General features: G+C 66.7%; 18 protein-coding genes, 1 other RNA gene and 1 riboswitch. Of the genes, 15 read left to right on the top strand and 4 right to left on the bottom strand.

What is annotated here, in order from left to right; translation table 11 throughout:
* The first annotated feature begins 142 nt into the window (after window positions 1-142).
* The 7 genes from rfaE2 to FYK34_RS16180 all read left to right on the top strand — a co-directional run bounded on the left by rfaE2 (window position 143) and on the right by FYK34_RS16180 (window position 6,401).
* Window positions 143-643 carry a D-glycero-beta-D-manno-heptose 1-phosphate adenylyltransferase gene (gene rfaE2 / locus FYK34_RS16210; protein WP_149298194.1) on the top strand — a complete coding sequence of 167 codons (501 nt, stop codon included), beginning with the start codon at window positions 143-145 and terminating at the stop codon, window positions 641-643.
* Window positions 640-1,605, top strand: a complete 966-nt coding sequence (locus FYK34_RS16205) for a biotin--[acetyl-CoA-carboxylase] ligase (RefSeq protein ID WP_149298191.1) — start codon at window positions 640-642, stop codon at window positions 1,603-1,605. Before rfaE2 ends, FYK34_RS16205 begins: the two co-directional genes overlap by 4 nt.
* Complete coding sequence (locus FYK34_RS16200; RefSeq protein ID WP_149298189.1) at window positions 1,602-2,315, top strand: type III pantothenate kinase; 714 nt, start codon at window positions 1,602-1,604, stop codon at window positions 2,313-2,315. The genes FYK34_RS16205 and FYK34_RS16200 overlap by 4 nt, the downstream gene beginning before the upstream one ends.
* Window positions 2,315-3,154, top strand: a complete 840-nt coding sequence (locus tag FYK34_RS16195) for an SPOR domain-containing protein (protein WP_149298187.1) — start codon at window positions 2,315-2,317, stop codon at window positions 3,152-3,154. Before FYK34_RS16200 ends, FYK34_RS16195 begins: the two co-directional genes overlap by 1 nt.
* 108 nt (window positions 3,155-3,262) lie before the next feature.
* Window positions 3,263-4,060, top strand: a complete 798-nt coding sequence (locus FYK34_RS16190; protein ID WP_168209773.1) for a YoaK family protein — start codon at window positions 3,263-3,265, stop codon at window positions 4,058-4,060.
* Between the two features lie 167 nt (window positions 4,061-4,227).
* Window positions 4,228-5,196, top strand: coding sequence for an agmatinase (speB, locus tag FYK34_RS16185; RefSeq protein ID WP_149298183.1), 969 nt, complete (start codon window positions 4,228-4,230; stop codon window positions 5,194-5,196).
* Between the two features lie 77 nt (window positions 5,197-5,273).
* Window positions 5,274-6,401 carry a hypothetical protein gene (locus FYK34_RS16180; protein WP_149298181.1) on the top strand — a complete coding sequence of 376 codons (1,128 nt, stop codon included), beginning with the start codon at window positions 5,274-5,276 and terminating at the stop codon, window positions 6,399-6,401.
* 12 nt (window positions 6,402-6,413) lie between these two features.
* Here FYK34_RS16180 and cobS read toward each other — a convergent pair whose 3' ends face one another.
* From cobS to cobT, 3 genes are read right to left on the bottom strand one after another with little or no spacing between them, the layout of a single operon-like run.
* Complete coding sequence (gene cobS, locus FYK34_RS16175) at window positions 6,414-7,151, bottom strand: adenosylcobinamide-GDP ribazoletransferase (protein WP_149298179.1); 738 nt, start codon at window positions 7,149-7,151, stop codon at window positions 6,414-6,416.
* Window positions 7,139-7,741: a histidine phosphatase family protein gene (locus FYK34_RS16170; protein ID WP_149298177.1), complete on the bottom strand. Its 603-nt coding sequence runs from the start codon at window positions 7,739-7,741 to the stop codon at window positions 7,139-7,141. The genes cobS and FYK34_RS16170 overlap by 13 nt, the downstream gene beginning before the upstream one ends.
* Window positions 7,738-8,772, bottom strand: a complete 1,035-nt coding sequence (gene cobT / locus FYK34_RS16165; protein WP_149298175.1) for a nicotinate-nucleotide--dimethylbenzimidazole phosphoribosyltransferase — start codon at window positions 8,770-8,772, stop codon at window positions 7,738-7,740. Before cobT ends, FYK34_RS16170 begins: the two co-directional genes overlap by 4 nt.
* A 108-nt stretch (window positions 8,773-8,880) precedes the next feature.
* A riboswitch (cobalamin riboswitch) is annotated at window positions 8,881-9,088 on the top strand.
* Between the two features lie 135 nt (window positions 9,089-9,223).
* Between cobT and FYK34_RS16160 the strand changes: the two genes are divergently transcribed.
* From FYK34_RS16160 to FYK34_RS16125, 8 genes are all read left to right on the top strand, one after another.
* Window positions 9,224-11,062, top strand: a complete 1,839-nt coding sequence (locus tag FYK34_RS16160; RefSeq protein ID WP_149298172.1) for a TonB-dependent receptor domain-containing protein — start codon at window positions 9,224-9,226, stop codon at window positions 11,060-11,062.
* Between the two features lie 15 nt (window positions 11,063-11,077).
* Window positions 11,078-11,605, top strand: a complete 528-nt coding sequence (cobU, locus tag FYK34_RS16155) for a bifunctional adenosylcobinamide kinase/adenosylcobinamide-phosphate guanylyltransferase (protein WP_149298170.1) — start codon at window positions 11,078-11,080, stop codon at window positions 11,603-11,605.
* A complete protein-coding gene (locus FYK34_RS16150; RefSeq protein WP_149298168.1) occupies window positions 11,602-12,474 on the top strand; it encodes a cobalamin-binding protein in 873 nt (290 codons plus the stop codon). Before cobU ends, FYK34_RS16150 begins: the two co-directional genes overlap by 4 nt.
* Before the next feature lie 21 nt (window positions 12,475-12,495).
* The gene (locus FYK34_RS16145) at window positions 12,496-12,705 is read left to right on the top strand and encodes a hypothetical protein (protein WP_149298166.1); all 210 of its coding nucleotides are present in this window, start codon (window positions 12,496-12,498) and stop codon (window positions 12,703-12,705) included.
* The gene (locus FYK34_RS16140; RefSeq protein WP_149298164.1) at window positions 12,702-13,013 is read left to right on the top strand and encodes a cell division protein ZapA; all 312 of its coding nucleotides are present in this window, start codon (window positions 12,702-12,704) and stop codon (window positions 13,011-13,013) included. Before FYK34_RS16145 ends, FYK34_RS16140 begins: the two co-directional genes overlap by 4 nt.
* A gap of 29 nt (window positions 13,014-13,042) precedes the next feature.
* A non-coding RNA gene (gene ssrS / locus FYK34_RS16135) (6S RNA) lies at window positions 13,043-13,226 on the top strand.
* Between the two features lie 9 nt (window positions 13,227-13,235).
* Complete coding sequence (locus FYK34_RS16130; RefSeq protein WP_149298162.1) at window positions 13,236-13,847, top strand: 5-formyltetrahydrofolate cyclo-ligase; 612 nt, start codon at window positions 13,236-13,238, stop codon at window positions 13,845-13,847.
* The gene (locus tag FYK34_RS16125; RefSeq protein ID WP_149298160.1) at window positions 13,844-14,173 is read left to right on the top strand and encodes a DUF1294 domain-containing protein; all 330 of its coding nucleotides are present in this window, start codon (window positions 13,844-13,846) and stop codon (window positions 14,171-14,173) included. Before FYK34_RS16130 ends, FYK34_RS16125 begins: the two co-directional genes overlap by 4 nt.
* Here FYK34_RS16125 and FYK34_RS20545 read toward each other — a convergent pair.
* A complete protein-coding gene (locus tag FYK34_RS20545) occupies window positions 14,170-14,328 on the bottom strand; it encodes a hypothetical protein (RefSeq protein ID WP_168209772.1) in 159 nt (52 codons plus the stop codon). The two genes, FYK34_RS16125 and FYK34_RS20545, sit on opposite strands and share 4 nt — an antisense overlap.
* Window positions 14,329-14,371 lie beyond the last annotated feature (43 nt).

Here is a 14,371-nt window from a genome sequence, read left to right as displayed (position 1 = left end):
GGATGCCCTGCCGGGGCTTTGCGTTTTGCGGGTGTTGGGCGCAAGCGGTGACGGTGGTATGCTTCGCAACTTAGCGCTGTTTGCTGGCTGGACGATGGGCGCGCGATTTGCGCGGCGCCGGCCGGCATGAATAAGGACAAGCATGACCTATCCCTTGCCGTCATTTGAAGACAAGATCTGCGCGCCAGAGCAGCTGGCCGAGAAACTAGCCGCTTTGCCGCGGCCTTTGGTATTCACCAACGGCTGTTTTGACATCCTGCACCGTGGGCACGTGACCTACTTGGCCCAGGCGCGCGCCTTGGGCGCCAGTTTGGTGCTGGGACTGAATACCGATGCATCGGTCAAGCGCCTGGGCAAGGGCGATGACAGGCCGATCAACAACGAGCAGAACCGAGCCGCAGTCCTGGCGGCGCTGGAGAGCGTCAGCCTGGTGACCTGGTTTGATGCGGACACGCCGGCTGAGCTGATCGAGCAGGTCCGGCCGGATATCTTGGTCAAGGGCGGCGACTGGGCGGTGGACAAGATCGTCGGCAGCGCCGAGACGCTGGCGCGCGGCGGTCAGGTCCATTCCATCCCCTTCCTGTTTGATACCTCCACCACCCAGACGCTGAACAAAATACGCGCGGCAGAGGGAAAAGCGTGAGCGAACACGCGTTCGCGGTGCTGCGCCATTTGTCTGATGGACGCTTCCATTCCGGCGAGGACATCGCCCAGGCGCTGGGTTGCTCGCGCACCTTGGTGTGGCAGGCAGTGCATGCCATTGAGAGCGAACTGGGCCTGACCGTGTTCAGCGTGCGCGGCCAGGGCTACAAGCTGGCCCAGCCGTTTGCCTGGCTGGATGTGGCCTCGGTTCGCGCGGCCTTGAGTGATACGGCGGCGGAAACGTATACCCTGGCGGTGGCTGAGCGCACCGATTCCACCAATAGCCAGCTGATGGCGCGCGCCGGCAACGGCGGCCTGCATGGCTTGGTCTTGGCCTGCGAGCAGCAGACTGCCGGGCGCGGCCGCCTGGGCCGGCGCTGGCAAGCGAGGCTGGGGGCGGGGCTGACGTTTTCGCTATTGTGGCGCTTCAATCGCGGTGTCGCGGAGCTGGCCGGCCTGTCTTTGGCCGTGGGCGTGGCCTTGGCGCGCGCCTTGCGCGCCCTGGGCGCGCCGGTGGCGCTGAAGTGGCCCAACGATGTTTTGCTGGACGGCCGCAAGCTGGCTGGCATCCTGATCGAGCTGTCCGGCGACGCGCTGGGGCCGGCCGCCGTGGTGATAGGGATAGGCGTCAATGTGGCTGACCCGGGCGAAGTGGATCAGCCGGTGGCCACGCTGGCGCAGGCGGGCCTGACGCCGGACCGCAACCAGGTGCTGGCGGCCCTGCTCAATGAGCTGGAGCTTGTGCTGCGTGATTTTGACCGCGACGGTTTCGCGCCGCTGCGCGAGGAGTGGTGGCGGCTGTCCGCCCACCAAAACGCGCCGGTGCGGCTGGCGTTTTCGCATGGCGAGCCGCTGGACGGCGTCGCCTGCGGCGTGGCGGACAATGGCGCTCTGCAGCTGGAAACGGCGCAGGGCATGCGGACTTTCCACATCGGCGAAGTCAGCTTGAGGGAGCGCCGATGAAATTATTGATCGATGCCGGCAATAGCCGGGTCAAATGGGCGGTCTACCAGGGCGAGCACTGCGTGGCGCAGGGCGCGGCCGAGCACCATGAACTGGCGGGCCTGGCCGAGGTCTGGCGTGGTTTGCCGCTGGAGGGCGCTTGGATGTCATCGGTGGCGCGCGGCGAAGTGGCTGCTGCGCTGGCCGCGGCCGCGCCGTGTCCGCTGCATCGCGTGCATTCGGACCGCCGTTTCGGCGAGGTGTGTAACCATTATCGCAACACCGCGGAGCAGGGCGCCGACCGCTGGCTGGCGGTGTTGGCGGCGCGCGAGGTTTGCGCCGGCGATGTCATCGTCGCCTGCGCCGGCACGGCGCTGACCGTGGAGGCGCTGACGGCCGAGGGAGATTATTTGGGCGGGCTGATCCTGGCCGGCCATGGCCTGATGCTGCAAAGCCTGGCGCAGGGCACGGCCAATCTGAACCGGCAGGCCGGCGAGGTGGTGGATTTTCCGCAGGGCACGCAGGACGCGCTGGCCAGCGGGGCAATGGCGGCGCTGGCGGGCGCGATAGAAGGGCAGCGCCGCAAGCTGGCCGCTCGCACCGGCCGTGCCCCGGCCACGGTGATCCTGACCGGCGGCGACGCGGCGCGCATCGCGCCTTGGCTCGCGGCGCCGTTGCAGATCGTGGATAATCTGGTGCTGATCGGACTATTGAAAGTGGCGAACTCGTGATGAAGTGGCTTGTGGCGCTGGTGGTAGTGCTCAACCTGTTGGTAGCCATGTATGGCGCGCTGAAGCAGCGTCCGCCCATGGACATCCATGCCCAGGAGGTGAGTCCTGGTCTGGTGAAACTGCTGCCGCCCAACTGGAAGAGCGATGCTTCCGCCGTCCAGGCCAGCGCGCCGGCCGCCGCAGCCTCCGCGCCCGCGGCTGGCAAGACCGCGGCCAGCGAAGCCAAGGGCCAGGCCAAGCCCGTCGCCAAGAACGAGGCTTCCACGCCGGCGGCCAAAACCCAGGACAAACCGGCGGATAGGGCTGACAAGAAAGCACCGGAGCCATCGCATGGCAAGGCTGCGGACAAGCCAGCCGCCGCGGCGCCGGACAAGCCGGCCGCCTGCTACCGCTGGGGCGCGCTGAATGACAGCCTGCTGGCGCGGGTCAAGGGCGGCGTGCCGCAGTTGAAGCTGAAGTCCGGCCAGCTGCAGGAAGACAGCCAGGTAGAGAACAAGGGCTCCGGCAAGTTCTGGGTGTACTACCCGCCGTTGGCCACGCAGTCCGAGACCAAGACGCTGTCAGCCGAGCTGAAAGACAAAGGCTTCGACAATTACATCGTCAGCGGCGACGAGTTCAAAGGCAATCTGTCGCTGGGCCTGTTCGGCCGGGAAGAGGCCGCCAAGACCTTGGCGGCGCGGCTGAAGGCGGCCGGCTACGACAAGGCGGTGATCAAGTCCAAGAGCGAGCCGGCCAAGATGAGCACGTTGACCTTCAAGGACCTGGACGCGGCGCAGGCCGAGCATCTGAAGGCGCTGCAGAAGCGGCTGACGCCGGGCATCGCGCTGAAGGGCTGCTGAGCGCAGCGCTTTTCGGGCAAAGTTTGATCCGACGGCTTGCCAAGGCGGCATGCTGCGGCGCAATATCGAAGCGGCGACGACAGGTCGCCGTTTTGCTTATTCAGACCCATGGCCAGACATTTCCACATCACGCGGCTGCTAGACCGCGGCCGCTTCAACGACAAGGTATTGCGCCAGCTGGGCTGGTCCATGGCCTTCATCGCCGGCGCCCTCAACGCCGGCGGCTTTCTGGCCGTGCACCGCTATACCTCGCATGTGTCCGGCATCGTCTCCGGCATGGCCGACGCCTGGGCCACCGGCGAGATCCGCCTGGCCTTGTCGCTGTTGGTCATGCTGTGCTGCTTCATCGGCGGCGCCATGCACAGCACCTGGCTGATCCTGTGGGCGCGGCGGCAGCGGCTGCGCGGCGGCTACGGGGTGTCGATGATGGAGGAGGCTTTGTTGCTGCTGTTGTTCGGCCTGCTGGGCGCGGGGCTGTCGCTGCACAAGGGCCTGTTCACGCCGCCGACGGTGATGTTGCTGTGCTTCATCATGGGCATGCACAACACCATCGTCACCAAGCTGTCCGGCGGCCTGCTGCGCAGCACGCATATGACCGGCATCGCCACCGACATCGGCATCGAGCTGGCCAAGATGAGCTATTTCAACCGGCAGGCGAATCCGCGCGTGGCGGCCATCCGCTCCAATCGCAAGAAATTCCGCGTCTATGTGTTGATCCTGCTGGCCTTCTTCGTCGGCGGCGTGGTCGGCGCGCTGGGCTTCAAGCACCTGGGTTTCGGCTTTACCTTGCCCTTGGCGCTGTTCCTGTTCCTGCTGGGGCTCAGGCCCGCCTGGTACGACGTCAAGTTGCGCTGGCGCTGGTGGCGCAGCCGCGGCGCGGCGCGCAGAGCGGGCATCGTCGTCTAGTCTTTACTTGAACGAAGCGCGCCATCGCGGCACACTTCGGGTTTTCCGCGCCACGGGGCGCGGCAGCCTCAAGCCGTCGGCTGTGCAAGATGGACGGCAATCGCTGCGAAAATCATGCGGAATCAATATCTTGGCCGCAGGCAGCGTACTCTCGCCTGGAGAGTGGCATGAGTGATGAAATGATCTACGGCGACGGCGCCATCCGCCGTCAGGGCCTGTACGGCTCCTCCATCGAAAACACCTACGCCGGCGTGCTGTCCTTCATGCGCCGCAACTACACGCGCAATCTGGAAGGCGTGGACGTGGTGGTGTCCGGCATTCCGCTGGACCTGTCTGTCACCTTCCGTTCCGGCGCGCGCATGGGGCCGCAAGCCATCCGCGCCGCCAGCGTGCAGCTGGCCGAGCTGAAGCCCTACCCGTGGGGCTTCGATCCGTTCGAGGACCTGGCCGTGGTCGATTATGGCGACTGCTGGTTCGACGCGCACAATCCGCTGACCATCAAGCCGTCCATCATCGAACACGCCAGCACCATCCTGGCCTCCGGCGCCAAGATGCTGACCTTCGGCGGCGACCACTTCGTCACCTACCCGCTGCTGATCGCGCACGCCGAGAAGTACGGCAAGCCGCTGGCGCTGCTGCACTTCGACGCCCACTGCGACACCTGGCCGGACGACAGCCCGGACAGCCTGAACCATGGCACCATGTTCTACAAGGCGGTGAAGGAAGGCCTGATCGATCCGAAAAAATCGGTGCAAGTGGGCATCCGCACCTGGAACGACGACTTCATGGGCCTGAACGTGCTGGGCGCGCCGTGGGTGCACGACAACGGCGTGGACGCCACCATCGCCGAGATCAAGAAGACCATAGGCGATGCGCCGGTCTATGTGACCTTCGACATCGACTGCCTGGACCCGTCCGCCGCGCCCGGCACCGGCACGCCGGTGCCGGGCGGCCTGAGCACCGCGCAGGCGCTGAAGATCATCCGCAATCTGGGCGATCTGAACATCGTCGGCATGGACGTGGTGGAAGTGGCGCCAAGCTATGACCAGAGCGAAATCACCGCCATCGCCGCCGCCCACATCGCCTGTGACATGCTGTGCCTGATGCGCAACAAGAAGGTGGAAGGCAAGCTGTAAGCAAGCTTAGCCTTGACCCAATCAGCGCCGGTTCCCTTGCGGGGGGCGGCGCTGTTTTTTTGAATGAAAGGGAAGGCATGACGGCGTGGAAAGCGGTGGGTGCGCTTGTCGGCGGAATGATGGCGCTGCAGGCGCATGCCGATGTGTGGCAGGGCGAGGTGGGCGGCGCGCCGGTGGTGATGGAATGGAGCGTAAACGATGACGGCACGGTGGATGGCCGCTATTTCTATCGCAAATACCACAGCGATATCGCACTGACGGGCAAGCGGGACAAGCAGGGGGCGCTGCGTCTGGGCGAGAACCTTGGCTATGACGAGAGCCGGGTCGATCTGGTCTTGCGTCCCGAGGGCGCAGGCTGGGTAGGCGAATGGCGCGGGCCGAAAGCCAAGCGCGGGCTGCCGGTCAAGCTGAGTTTGCTGGCTAAATCCAAAGAATCTGGCTACGGCGCGGAAGAAGGCGCTGATGGACTAAGCGCCTACAATCACGCCCGCGTGGCGGGATTGCGCTTGAAACCGGCGGGGGTGAAGGTTTTCCAGGGATATCGCTTGGCGTGGTGGGTAGAACCCGAAAGTAGAGTTCGCTGGTTTCGGCTTGCCAGCGGATACCCTGGAGCGACGATGGCCCGGTTGAACCAGGCGCTGGAGCAGTGGCAGTGGCGCGCGGTAGCCGCGTCATTTGATTGTGAGGCTAATGATCGCGGTAGAGGGATGGCCGAATATACGCAAGAAGTGATCCCGCACTTGTTGACGCCAAGCGTGTTAAGCATGAGTGTGGAAACCAGCTATTTCTGCGGCGGGGCGCACCCCGATTTCAGCAACTCCACGTTGAATCTGGAGGTGGCCAGCGGACGAGATATGCAGCTTGAGGATGTGCTGTGGCTGGGTCGCGGCAAGCCTCAGGATGCTCGGGATGCCAAAGGGAAATTGCGGGATGCCAGCTATGAAAGCAAGGTGCTGCGACCTTGGCTGGTGAGGACCTTCGGCGAACTGTATCCGAACGAGATGGAAGGGGAGGATGGCAGTGATTGCGACTATCGAGACGTAGAGAACTGGAATCCCGCTAGCTGGTATTTGACGCCGGAAGGCGTGCAGATCGGGGCTTATTTCCCGAGGGTGGAGCGCGCTTGCGACGACCCCGGCTGGAGCTTGCTGCCGTGGTCGCTGGTGCGCAAGCATCCCGGCACGCTGACGTCCCGATTGCCTTAAGCGGGTGCTCCGTCAGAGCGCGGGAAGCTGAGCGGGCAGAATCAGCAGCAAGCCCAGCATCGCGATCTCGCAAATCTCCACGCCCGCGCCCAGGCAGTCGCCGGTCATGCCGCCCAGGCGTCGCCGCAGGAATCGCCGCCAACCCAGGCCGGCCAGCGGCGCCAGCAGCAAGGCCGGCGCCAGCCAGGCGGACAAGGCCAGCAAGACCGCCAGGTTCAGGCTCATGCCGGTCCAGTCGCGTTGCCAGGCGAAACGCTCGCCGCTGCCCGGCGCGATGGCCGGCAGCGTGGCGGACCAGGCCACGGCGAAGCCGCGCGCCCAGGCCGGGACCAGCAGCAGCCCCCACGCGCTGCCGCCTTGTCTTGCCAGCAACATCAGCAGGACCAGCTTGGCGACGACGGCCAGAATCAGGGAGAGGACGCCAAAGCTGCCCAGGTGCGGGTCTTTCAATACTTCGAAGAAGCGTTCGCGCGAGCGGTGGGCGGCGCCCAGCGCATCGGACAGGTCCGCCAGGCCATCCAGGTGCAGGCCGCCGGTGACGCCCACCCAGGCCAACAGGGCCAGCAGCGCCGCCAGCCAGGGATCGACGCCGCCGCCCAGCCGCAACGCCGCCAGCAGCAGCGCGCCGACGATGAGGCCGACAGCGGGAAACCAGCGCGCGCTGGCGGCCAGCCATTCCGGCTTGAATTCCGCCAGCTGCGGCGTGGGCAGGCGGGTCAGGAACTGCACCGCCAGGATCAATCCCCGCATGGCGACTCCAGCCGCAGCAGGTAGGCCGGGTGGCCTTCCAGCATGGACAACTGGGCGAAGCCGCCGCGCTGCACCGTCATCAGTTTGGCCACCGAGAACTCGGTGCCCAACAGCTCCGCCATCAGCACGGTGATGACGCCGCCGTGGGTCACCAGCAGGCGGTGGCTGCCGCGCGCCTCGGTCATCCACTCGGCCAGGCCGCCCAGCACGCGGGTGCGGAATTGCTCGAAGCTCTCCCCGCCGGGCGGGCTCAGCCTGCCTTCCGCCAGCGCTCCCCCCCAGCCGGGGTGGGCTTGCTCCAGCTCGGCCACTGGCTGGCCGTCCCAGTCCCCAAAGTCCATCTCGGCGAAGCGCGGGTCCACTTTCAGCGTCAGGGAGCCGTCCAGCGCATGCTTGACCGCGAACTCGCGGCAGCGCTGCAGGGGCGAGCTGGCGATGGCGGTGACCGGCGCCAGGCTGCTGAGGCGGCCCCAGCTGGCGGCCAGCTGCCGCTGGCCCCGCTCGGTCAGCGGCAGGTCGGTCAGGCCGATCAGCCGGCCATCGTGCTCGATGTCGCCGTGGCGCAGCAGGGTCAGCGTGTACGGGTTCATGCCGACTTGCCGCTGATGCCGGCCTCGGCGAAGGTGGCCATCTCCTGGTGCAGCTTCACTGCCATCTGCAGCAGCGGCACGCAGACGGCGGCGCCGGAACCCTCGCCCAGGCGCATGCCCAGGTCCACCAGCGGCTGCAGCTGCAGCGCGGTTAGCGCCAGCGCATGTCCAGATTCCGCCGAACGGTGGCTGGCCAACAGCCAATCGTGCAGCGAGGGCTCCAGCGACTTGGCGCACAGCGCGGCGGCGCTGGCGATGAAGCCGTCCACCAGCGAGGGCACGCCCAGGCGCGCGCCTTCCAGATAGAAGCCGGCGATGGCGGCGATTTCCAGCCCGCCCAACTCGGCCAGGGTGTCCAGGCCGCTGAGGTTTTCCCAGGCCACCCGCGCCAGCGCGGTCTTCACCACGCGCAGCTTGTTGGCCAGGCCGGCGTCGTCGATGCCGGTGCCGCGGCCCACCACCAATTCCGGCGCCGCGCCGGTTAGGCGGCAAATCAGCGCGGCCGAAGCCGTGGTGTTGCCTATGCCCATGTCGCCGGCGATCAATAGATTGGCACCGGTCTCCACCGCGCGGCGGGCGGCGGCGCGGCCGGCTTCCAGCGCGGCCTCCACCTCCAGCGTGCTCATGGCCGATTCCTTGGCCAGGTTGCGGCTGCCGGCGCGGACCTTGGCGTGGACGATGGGCAGGGCCGACACGTCGCCGGCCACGCCCACGTCCACCACTTCCAGCCGCGCGTCCAGCGCGCGCGCCAGCACGCAGATGGCGGCGCCGCCGTTGGCGAAGTTGCGCACCATCTCGGTGGTGACGGCGGACGGGAAAGCCGATACGCCCTCGGCGGTGACGCCATGATCGCCGGCGAACACGGTGATGGCGGGCCGCAGCGGCGCCGGCTGGGGGCGTCCTTGCCAGGCGGCGAAGCGGCAGGCCAGCTCTTCCAGCAGGCCCAGGCTGCCGGGCGGTTTGGTTAGCGTGGCCTGGCGGGCGCGGGCGGCGTCACGGGCGGAAAGATCCAGGGGTTGGCTGCTGTTCATGGTCTGGCCTGCTGCGAAGGGAGGATTAAGCGGTAGCGATAGCATGTGCGCTATCAGCGGACTCTAAGCATATTACTGCGTGGCGAGTGCCGCCAAAAGCCTGGCGGGTTATAATCGCCGCCTGCAGGTGTCCGCAGCCCGCCGCAAGGCGCGCGGATGAAACGGGAAGCCGGTGAGAAACCGGCGCTGCCCCCGCAACGGTAAGGCCTGGCGCGAAGCGCGCCCAGGCGACGCAAGATGTCACTGTCCAATGGGACGGGAAGGCGCGTCGCCGGCATGGCCCAGCCCGGAGACCGGCCTGCAAGCCCGGCCGGAAGCCGGGCGTTGACTGGAGTATCGCGGGGAGGCGATCCGACAGACGTTTCGGCTTGCCGCGTCCCGTTCCACAGCCCTCTTCGCACTCTGACGATATCCCTTGGCGGGGAAGCCATCCATCCTTGGAGTGTGTTTCATGTTCAAGCCTCAAACCTGCGCCCTTGCCGTGGCGCTGGCCTGCATTGCCGCGGCTCACGCCGCCAACGAGCCGGAATTTGCCGGCGATCCCGTGATCGTGACGGCGAGCCGCATCGCCCAACCGCTGTCCAAGACCCTGGCCGACGCCACCGTGATCACCCGCGACGAAATCGAACAAAGCGGCGCGCAAACCATGCAGCAGGTGCTGTCGCGCCAGGCGGCGATCATGGTCACCGGCAATGGCGGCCCAGGCGCCAACAGCAGCGTGTTCCTGCGCGGCACCAATGCCAACCACACCGTGGTGCTGGTGGACGGCGTGCGCATCTCGTCGGCGACGACGGGCACCACGGCGTTGCAAAATATTCCGCTGGATCAGGTGGAGCGCATCGAGATCCTGCGTGGCCCGGCCTCCAGCCTGTACGGCGCCGACGCCATCGGCGGCGTGATCCAGATCCTCACCCGCAAGGGCACGGGCGCGCCGCGCTTTAATGCCAGCGTGGAAGCGGGTAGCCGCAACACCGGGAAATTGACCGCCGGCGTGGCAGGCAAGAGCGGCGACACCGCTTACAGCGTGCAGTTGAGCCACGGGCAATCCAGCGGCTTCTCGGCCACCAACTCCAAGAATCTGTACGCGTACAATCCCGACAACGATGGCTATCGCCGCGACAGCTACACCGCCAATGTGACGCAGACGCTGGCGCCGGGCCATGAGTTGACGCTGCGGCTGTTCCAGAACTTTGCCCGCGCCGATTTCGACCAGCATGCCATCGGCCAGGACTGGACCGACAGCCGCCTCACCGGGCAAAGCCTGGAGTCGCGCAACCGCATCACCGATATTTGGACCAGCACGCTGCGCTACAGCCATAGCCAGGACAAGCAGGAAACCTTCAGCGACGCCTCGGGCGGACGGCGCGACAGCCTGTATCAGACCACGCAGAACGAATGGAGCTGGCAGAACGATCTGAACACCGCCTGGGGCGTATTCGCGCTGGGCGCGAGCCACAATGAGCAGAAAGTGGACAGCACCAGCGTCTTCACTAAGGCCACGCGCAGCCAGAATGCCGGCTTTGTCACTTATCAGCTGGAGCGGGGCGCCAACCTGTTTCAGGCCAGCGTGCGGCGCGATCACGACGACCAGTTTGGCGGCAAGACCACGGGCAAGGTTGATTACGGTTACCGTTTCGCCGACGGCTGGCTGGCGCGGGCGGGTTACGGCACGGCGTACAAGGCGCCTACCTTTAATGACCTGTATTACCCGTTCGATGGTTTTTATCAGGGCAACCCCAAGCTGCAGCCTGAGAACTCGATCAATGGCGAACTCGGCCTGGAATACCGCAGCCAGGGCCGCCTGTTCCGTCTGACCGGCTTCCGCAACCGGGTCAGCAATCTGATTTCCTACGGCCTGCTGGGCAATGGCGTGGGCACCATGTTCAATGTCAATCGCGCCACCATTCGCGGTCTGACCGTGGAAGGCCAGACCCGGCTGGCGGAAGTCGATCTGGCCGCCAATCTCACCCTGCTGGACGCGCGCGACGACAAGACCGGACAGTGGCTGGCCTTCCGGCCGCGCCAGAGCGCCAACTTCACCGCCAGCCGCGACTGGGGGCGCTGGACGGCCGGCATCGAACAGCAAATTGTCTCGGTCCGCTACGACAACCTTTACAACGTCAATCTGCACGGCTACGGCGTGAGCAACGCGTATGCCAACTATCGCTTCGCCAAGAACTGGACGGCCACCGCCCGTGTCGACAACCTGTTCGACCGCGAGTACCAAACCGCCCAGGGCTATAATACCGGCGGCCTGGGCGCCTTCTTGGGCGTGCGTTACCAGCAGTAAAGCGGGAGAGCATTCATGCCCCATTTGATCACCGGCGGCGCCCGCAGCGGCAAGAGCCGGCATGCGGAAGACCTGGCCCGCCAGCATGGCGGCGCCGTGTGTTACATGGCCACCGCCGAGGTGCGCGACGCCGAGTTCGCCCGTCGCGTCGATAGGCACCGCGCCCAGCGTCCCAAGCACTGGGGGCTGGCCGAGGCCGGACGCGGATTGGCCGCCGCCATGGCCGCGCATGACCATTCGGGCGGGTTGCTGGTGGTCGATTGTCTGGGCATGTGGCTGATGCGCTTCTTCGGCGCCGACGGCTTCGACGAAGCCGAATTCGCCGTCGAGCGCGACGCCCTGCTGGCCGTGCTGGGCCGGCTCAAAGGCGAGGCGCTGCTGGTGTCCAACGAGGTGGGCTGGGGCGTGGTGGCGGGCGATGCCGAAACCCGCCGCTTCGTCGATGAGTTGGGGCGGCTCAACCAACTGGTGGCGGCGCGCTGCGACCGGGTGACGCTGGTGGCCTGCGGCCTGCCGCTGGCCCTGAAAGGCGGCGCGGCATGAAGCTTTGGCTGGTTTTGTGCGGGCTGGCGCTGGCCGCAAGCGCGCAAGCGGCGATCAGCGTCCAGGATGCGACCGGACAGACGGTGACGCTGGCCAAGCCGGCGCGGCGCATCATCAGTCTGGCCCCGCACGCCACCGAGCTGTTGTTTGCCGCCGGGGCCGGCAAGCAGGTCGTGGCCACGGTCGAGTACAGCGACCATCCGGCTGCCGCCAAGCAACTGCCGCGCGTGGGCAGCTTCACCGGCTTCAGTCTGGAGGCGGTGCTGCGGCAACAGCCAGACTTGGTGGTGGCGTGGCAGGACGGCGGCGCCCCGCGCGAACTGGAAAGGCTGAAGCGACTGGGCGTGCCGGTATTCATCAGCCACCCGCTGCAGCCGGGCGACGTGGCGCTGGAAATCGACAAGCTGGGCCGCCTGGCCGGCACGCAGGCCGAGGCCGAGCGCGCGGCGCTGCAGTATCGACAGCGCTTGGCCGCCTTGCAGCAGCGCTATGGCGGCCGCGCCCCGGTGCGCGTGTTTTACCAACTGAGCCCATCCCCCATTTTCACCATCAGCGGCAAGAGCTATATCGACTCGCTGATCCGCGCCTGCGGCGGCGTCAATGTGTTCGCCGACCTGCCGCTGCCGGCGCCGCAAGTGTCCACGGCCTCGGTCGTGGCGGCGCAGCCACAGGCCATCGTCGCCACGGATGAGGCCTCGCTGGCGATGTGGCGGCGCTGGAAAACGCTGCCGGCCGTGGCGCAAGGCGCCTTGTTCACGCTGTCCGATGACGCCATCAGCATTCCGGGGCCGCGGCTGGTGGATGGCGCGGCGGCGCTGTGCGAGCGGCTGGACACGGCGCGGCAGCGGCTGGGTTTGACGGCCCGGTAGCGGCCCGCTATGCTCGCCGCCATGGACAATGAACTGGAATATCTCGAATCCCGCGTCGCGGCGCTGATCGCCCGCATCCGGGAGCTGGAAACCCAGAACGGCCGTTTTGCCGAGGCGCTGTCCGAGGCGCTGAAGGAAAACGCCGAGCTGCATTTCCGCGTCAACGAAACCCGAAGCCGGGTGGCCGCGCTGGTGGCGCGCCTGCCGGCCGCGCCGGAGGATGAGCAATGAGCGACGTGGTCCAGATGGACATCGAACTGTTGGGCCGCCATTTCACCATCGGCACCCCGGCCGGCGAACAGGAAACCCTGCGCGAGGCGGTGCGCCTGCTGGAAGGCAAGATCGGCGCCATCCAGCAGCACGGCAAGGTGATGGACGCCGACAAGATCGCCATCATGGCCGCGCTGAACATCGCGCATGACCTGCTGAAGACAAAAGTCGGGGAGGGCTTGGAGATGGCGGCGTTTCAGCGTAAAATACGCGGCATGAGCGAGGCGGCCGATCAGGCGCTGAGCCAAAGCCAGCAGCCGCTGTTCTAACCGCGGCCCTGGCGCACCAAAGGTCAGTTTATCCCCTGCGGTGTTCGTGACGGCACACAATTCCTTTGTACCAATGCGTTCGCTTTTGGCTGCCAGCGTGAGACATGGGTGTGACGCGTCCTTTATCGGACGCGCCCGAAATGTCTGGCAGGCGGCCCCTCCTGGAAACAGGGTACAAGCGAATTTAGCCCGAACGGCACTCGCGGGGGTCTCCCCCCTCCGATGACCTCCATCCTTCCCCTACTGGACAAGCAGGCGCTGCGGCGCCAGATTCGTCGCGCCCGCATGGCCTTGCCGCCGGCCGTCCGCGCCGAAGCCGCCCGCGCCATCGCCCGCCACGCCTCGCGCCTGCTGAGGCGCGGCAAGCGCATAGGCGGCTATTTGGCCGCCGGTTCCGAGCTGGATCTCTCCGAATTGCTGAATGCCGCGCTGTGGCGCGGCGCCGGCGTCTATCTGCCGCAAATCCCGCGCCGCGGCCGCCGGCTGTGGTTTACCCGGTTGGGGGCGGCGGAGCGCTGGTATCTGCATCCGCGCTACCGCATCCTGGAATACGACGGACACAGGCTGCGCGCGGAGAAGCTGGACCTGATCTTCGTGCCCTTGCTGGCGGTGGACCGCGAAGGTTACCGCATGGGGCAAGGCGGTGGTTTTTACGATACCACTTTGGCTTTTCGCCGCCGCCACCCCCTCGGCGGGCGGCCCCTGTTGGTGGGCGTGGCCTTCGATTGCCAGCTGGTGGACGCGGTGCCGCGCGAAGCCTGGGACGTCAGGCTGGATTATCTATTGACCGAGTCCGGCTTGCGCCGCCTGCCGCTGCCGGAGGGCGGGGCATGATTCTGCTATTGCTGCTGCCCCTGCTGGTGGCCTGTCTGCTGGGGAGCCTGTCCTGGTGGTGGTGGCTGCCCTATGGCGTGCTGGCGCTGCCTACCTGGCTGGCCTATGGGCTGGACAAGCGCGCGGCGAGTCGCGGCCAGTGGCGCATTCCGGAGGCCAGGCTGCAGTGGCTGCATCTGGCGGGCGGCTGGCCTGCTGCCTGGTTCGCGCAGCGCGCCTTCCGCCACAAGACCCGCAAGCAACCGTTTCTGGCGCTGTATTGGCTAGGCGCGCTGGCCAACGCGGCTTTGCCGCTGGGCTGGCTGTGGCTGCGTAACCGCGCCTAACGCCAACCGTGGCGCGGACCGTAGCCGTAGTAATAAACCGGCGCCGCCGGCACCACGATGGCCGGGCGCACCACCAAGGGCGCCACGCGCGGTGGCTCCACCACGCAGCCGCTCAGGCTGGCCATCGCCAGAACGGCCAGTATCCCGCATCTCATGCTCGCTCTCCTTTCATAAGGCAGGGCCGACTGCCCGCCTGAC

Origin of the sequence: Chromobacterium paludis (assembly GCF_008275125.1) — a bacterium.
GTDB classification, from domain to species: domain Bacteria; phylum Pseudomonadota; class Gammaproteobacteria; order Burkholderiales; family Chromobacteriaceae; genus Chromobacterium; species Chromobacterium paludis.
This window is presented reverse-complemented; position numbering and strand designations above follow the sequence as displayed.

Coding starts and splice junctions, on each gene's coding strand:
- FYK34_RS16170 (WP_149298177.1), bottom strand. CDS start 7,741: ATGAACCCGTACACGCTGACCCTGCTGCGCCACGGCGACATCGAGCAC.
- cobU (WP_149298170.1), top strand. CDS start 11,078: ATGCCCCATTTGATCACCGGCGGCGCCCGCAGCGGCAAGAGCCGGCAT.
- FYK34_RS16130 (WP_149298162.1), top strand. CDS start 13,236: ATGACCTCCATCCTTCCCCTACTGGACAAGCAGGCGCTGCGGCGCCAG.
- cobT (WP_149298175.1), bottom strand. CDS start 8,772: ATGAACAGCAGCCAACCCCTGGATCTTTCCGCCCGTGACGCCGCCCGC.
- rfaE2 (WP_149298194.1), top strand. CDS start 143: ATGACCTATCCCTTGCCGTCATTTGAAGACAAGATCTGCGCGCCAGAG.
- FYK34_RS20545 (WP_168209772.1), bottom strand. CDS start 14,328: ATGAGATGCGGGATACTGGCCGTTCTGGCGATGGCCAGCCTGAGCGGC.
- FYK34_RS16145 (WP_149298166.1), top strand. CDS start 12,496: ATGGACAATGAACTGGAATATCTCGAATCCCGCGTCGCGGCGCTGATC.
- FYK34_RS16190 (WP_168209773.1), top strand. CDS start 3,263: ATGGCCAGACATTTCCACATCACGCGGCTGCTAGACCGCGGCCGCTTC.
- FYK34_RS16125 (WP_149298160.1), top strand. CDS start 13,844: ATGATTCTGCTATTGCTGCTGCCCCTGCTGGTGGCCTGTCTGCTGGGG.
- FYK34_RS16150 (WP_149298168.1), top strand. CDS start 11,602: ATGAAGCTTTGGCTGGTTTTGTGCGGGCTGGCGCTGGCCGCAAGCGCG.
- FYK34_RS16195 (WP_149298187.1), top strand. CDS start 2,315: ATGAAGTGGCTTGTGGCGCTGGTGGTAGTGCTCAACCTGTTGGTAGCC.
- FYK34_RS16140 (WP_149298164.1), top strand. CDS start 12,702: ATGAGCGACGTGGTCCAGATGGACATCGAACTGTTGGGCCGCCATTTC.
- FYK34_RS16200 (WP_149298189.1), top strand. CDS start 1,602: ATGAAATTATTGATCGATGCCGGCAATAGCCGGGTCAAATGGGCGGTC.
- FYK34_RS16180 (WP_149298181.1), top strand. CDS start 5,274: ATGACGGCGTGGAAAGCGGTGGGTGCGCTTGTCGGCGGAATGATGGCG.
- speB (WP_149298183.1), top strand. CDS start 4,228: ATGAGTGATGAAATGATCTACGGCGACGGCGCCATCCGCCGTCAGGGC.
- cobS (WP_149298179.1), bottom strand. CDS start 7,151: ATGCGGGGATTGATCCTGGCGGTGCAGTTCCTGACCCGCCTGCCCACG.
- FYK34_RS16160 (WP_149298172.1), top strand. CDS start 9,224: ATGTTCAAGCCTCAAACCTGCGCCCTTGCCGTGGCGCTGGCCTGCATT.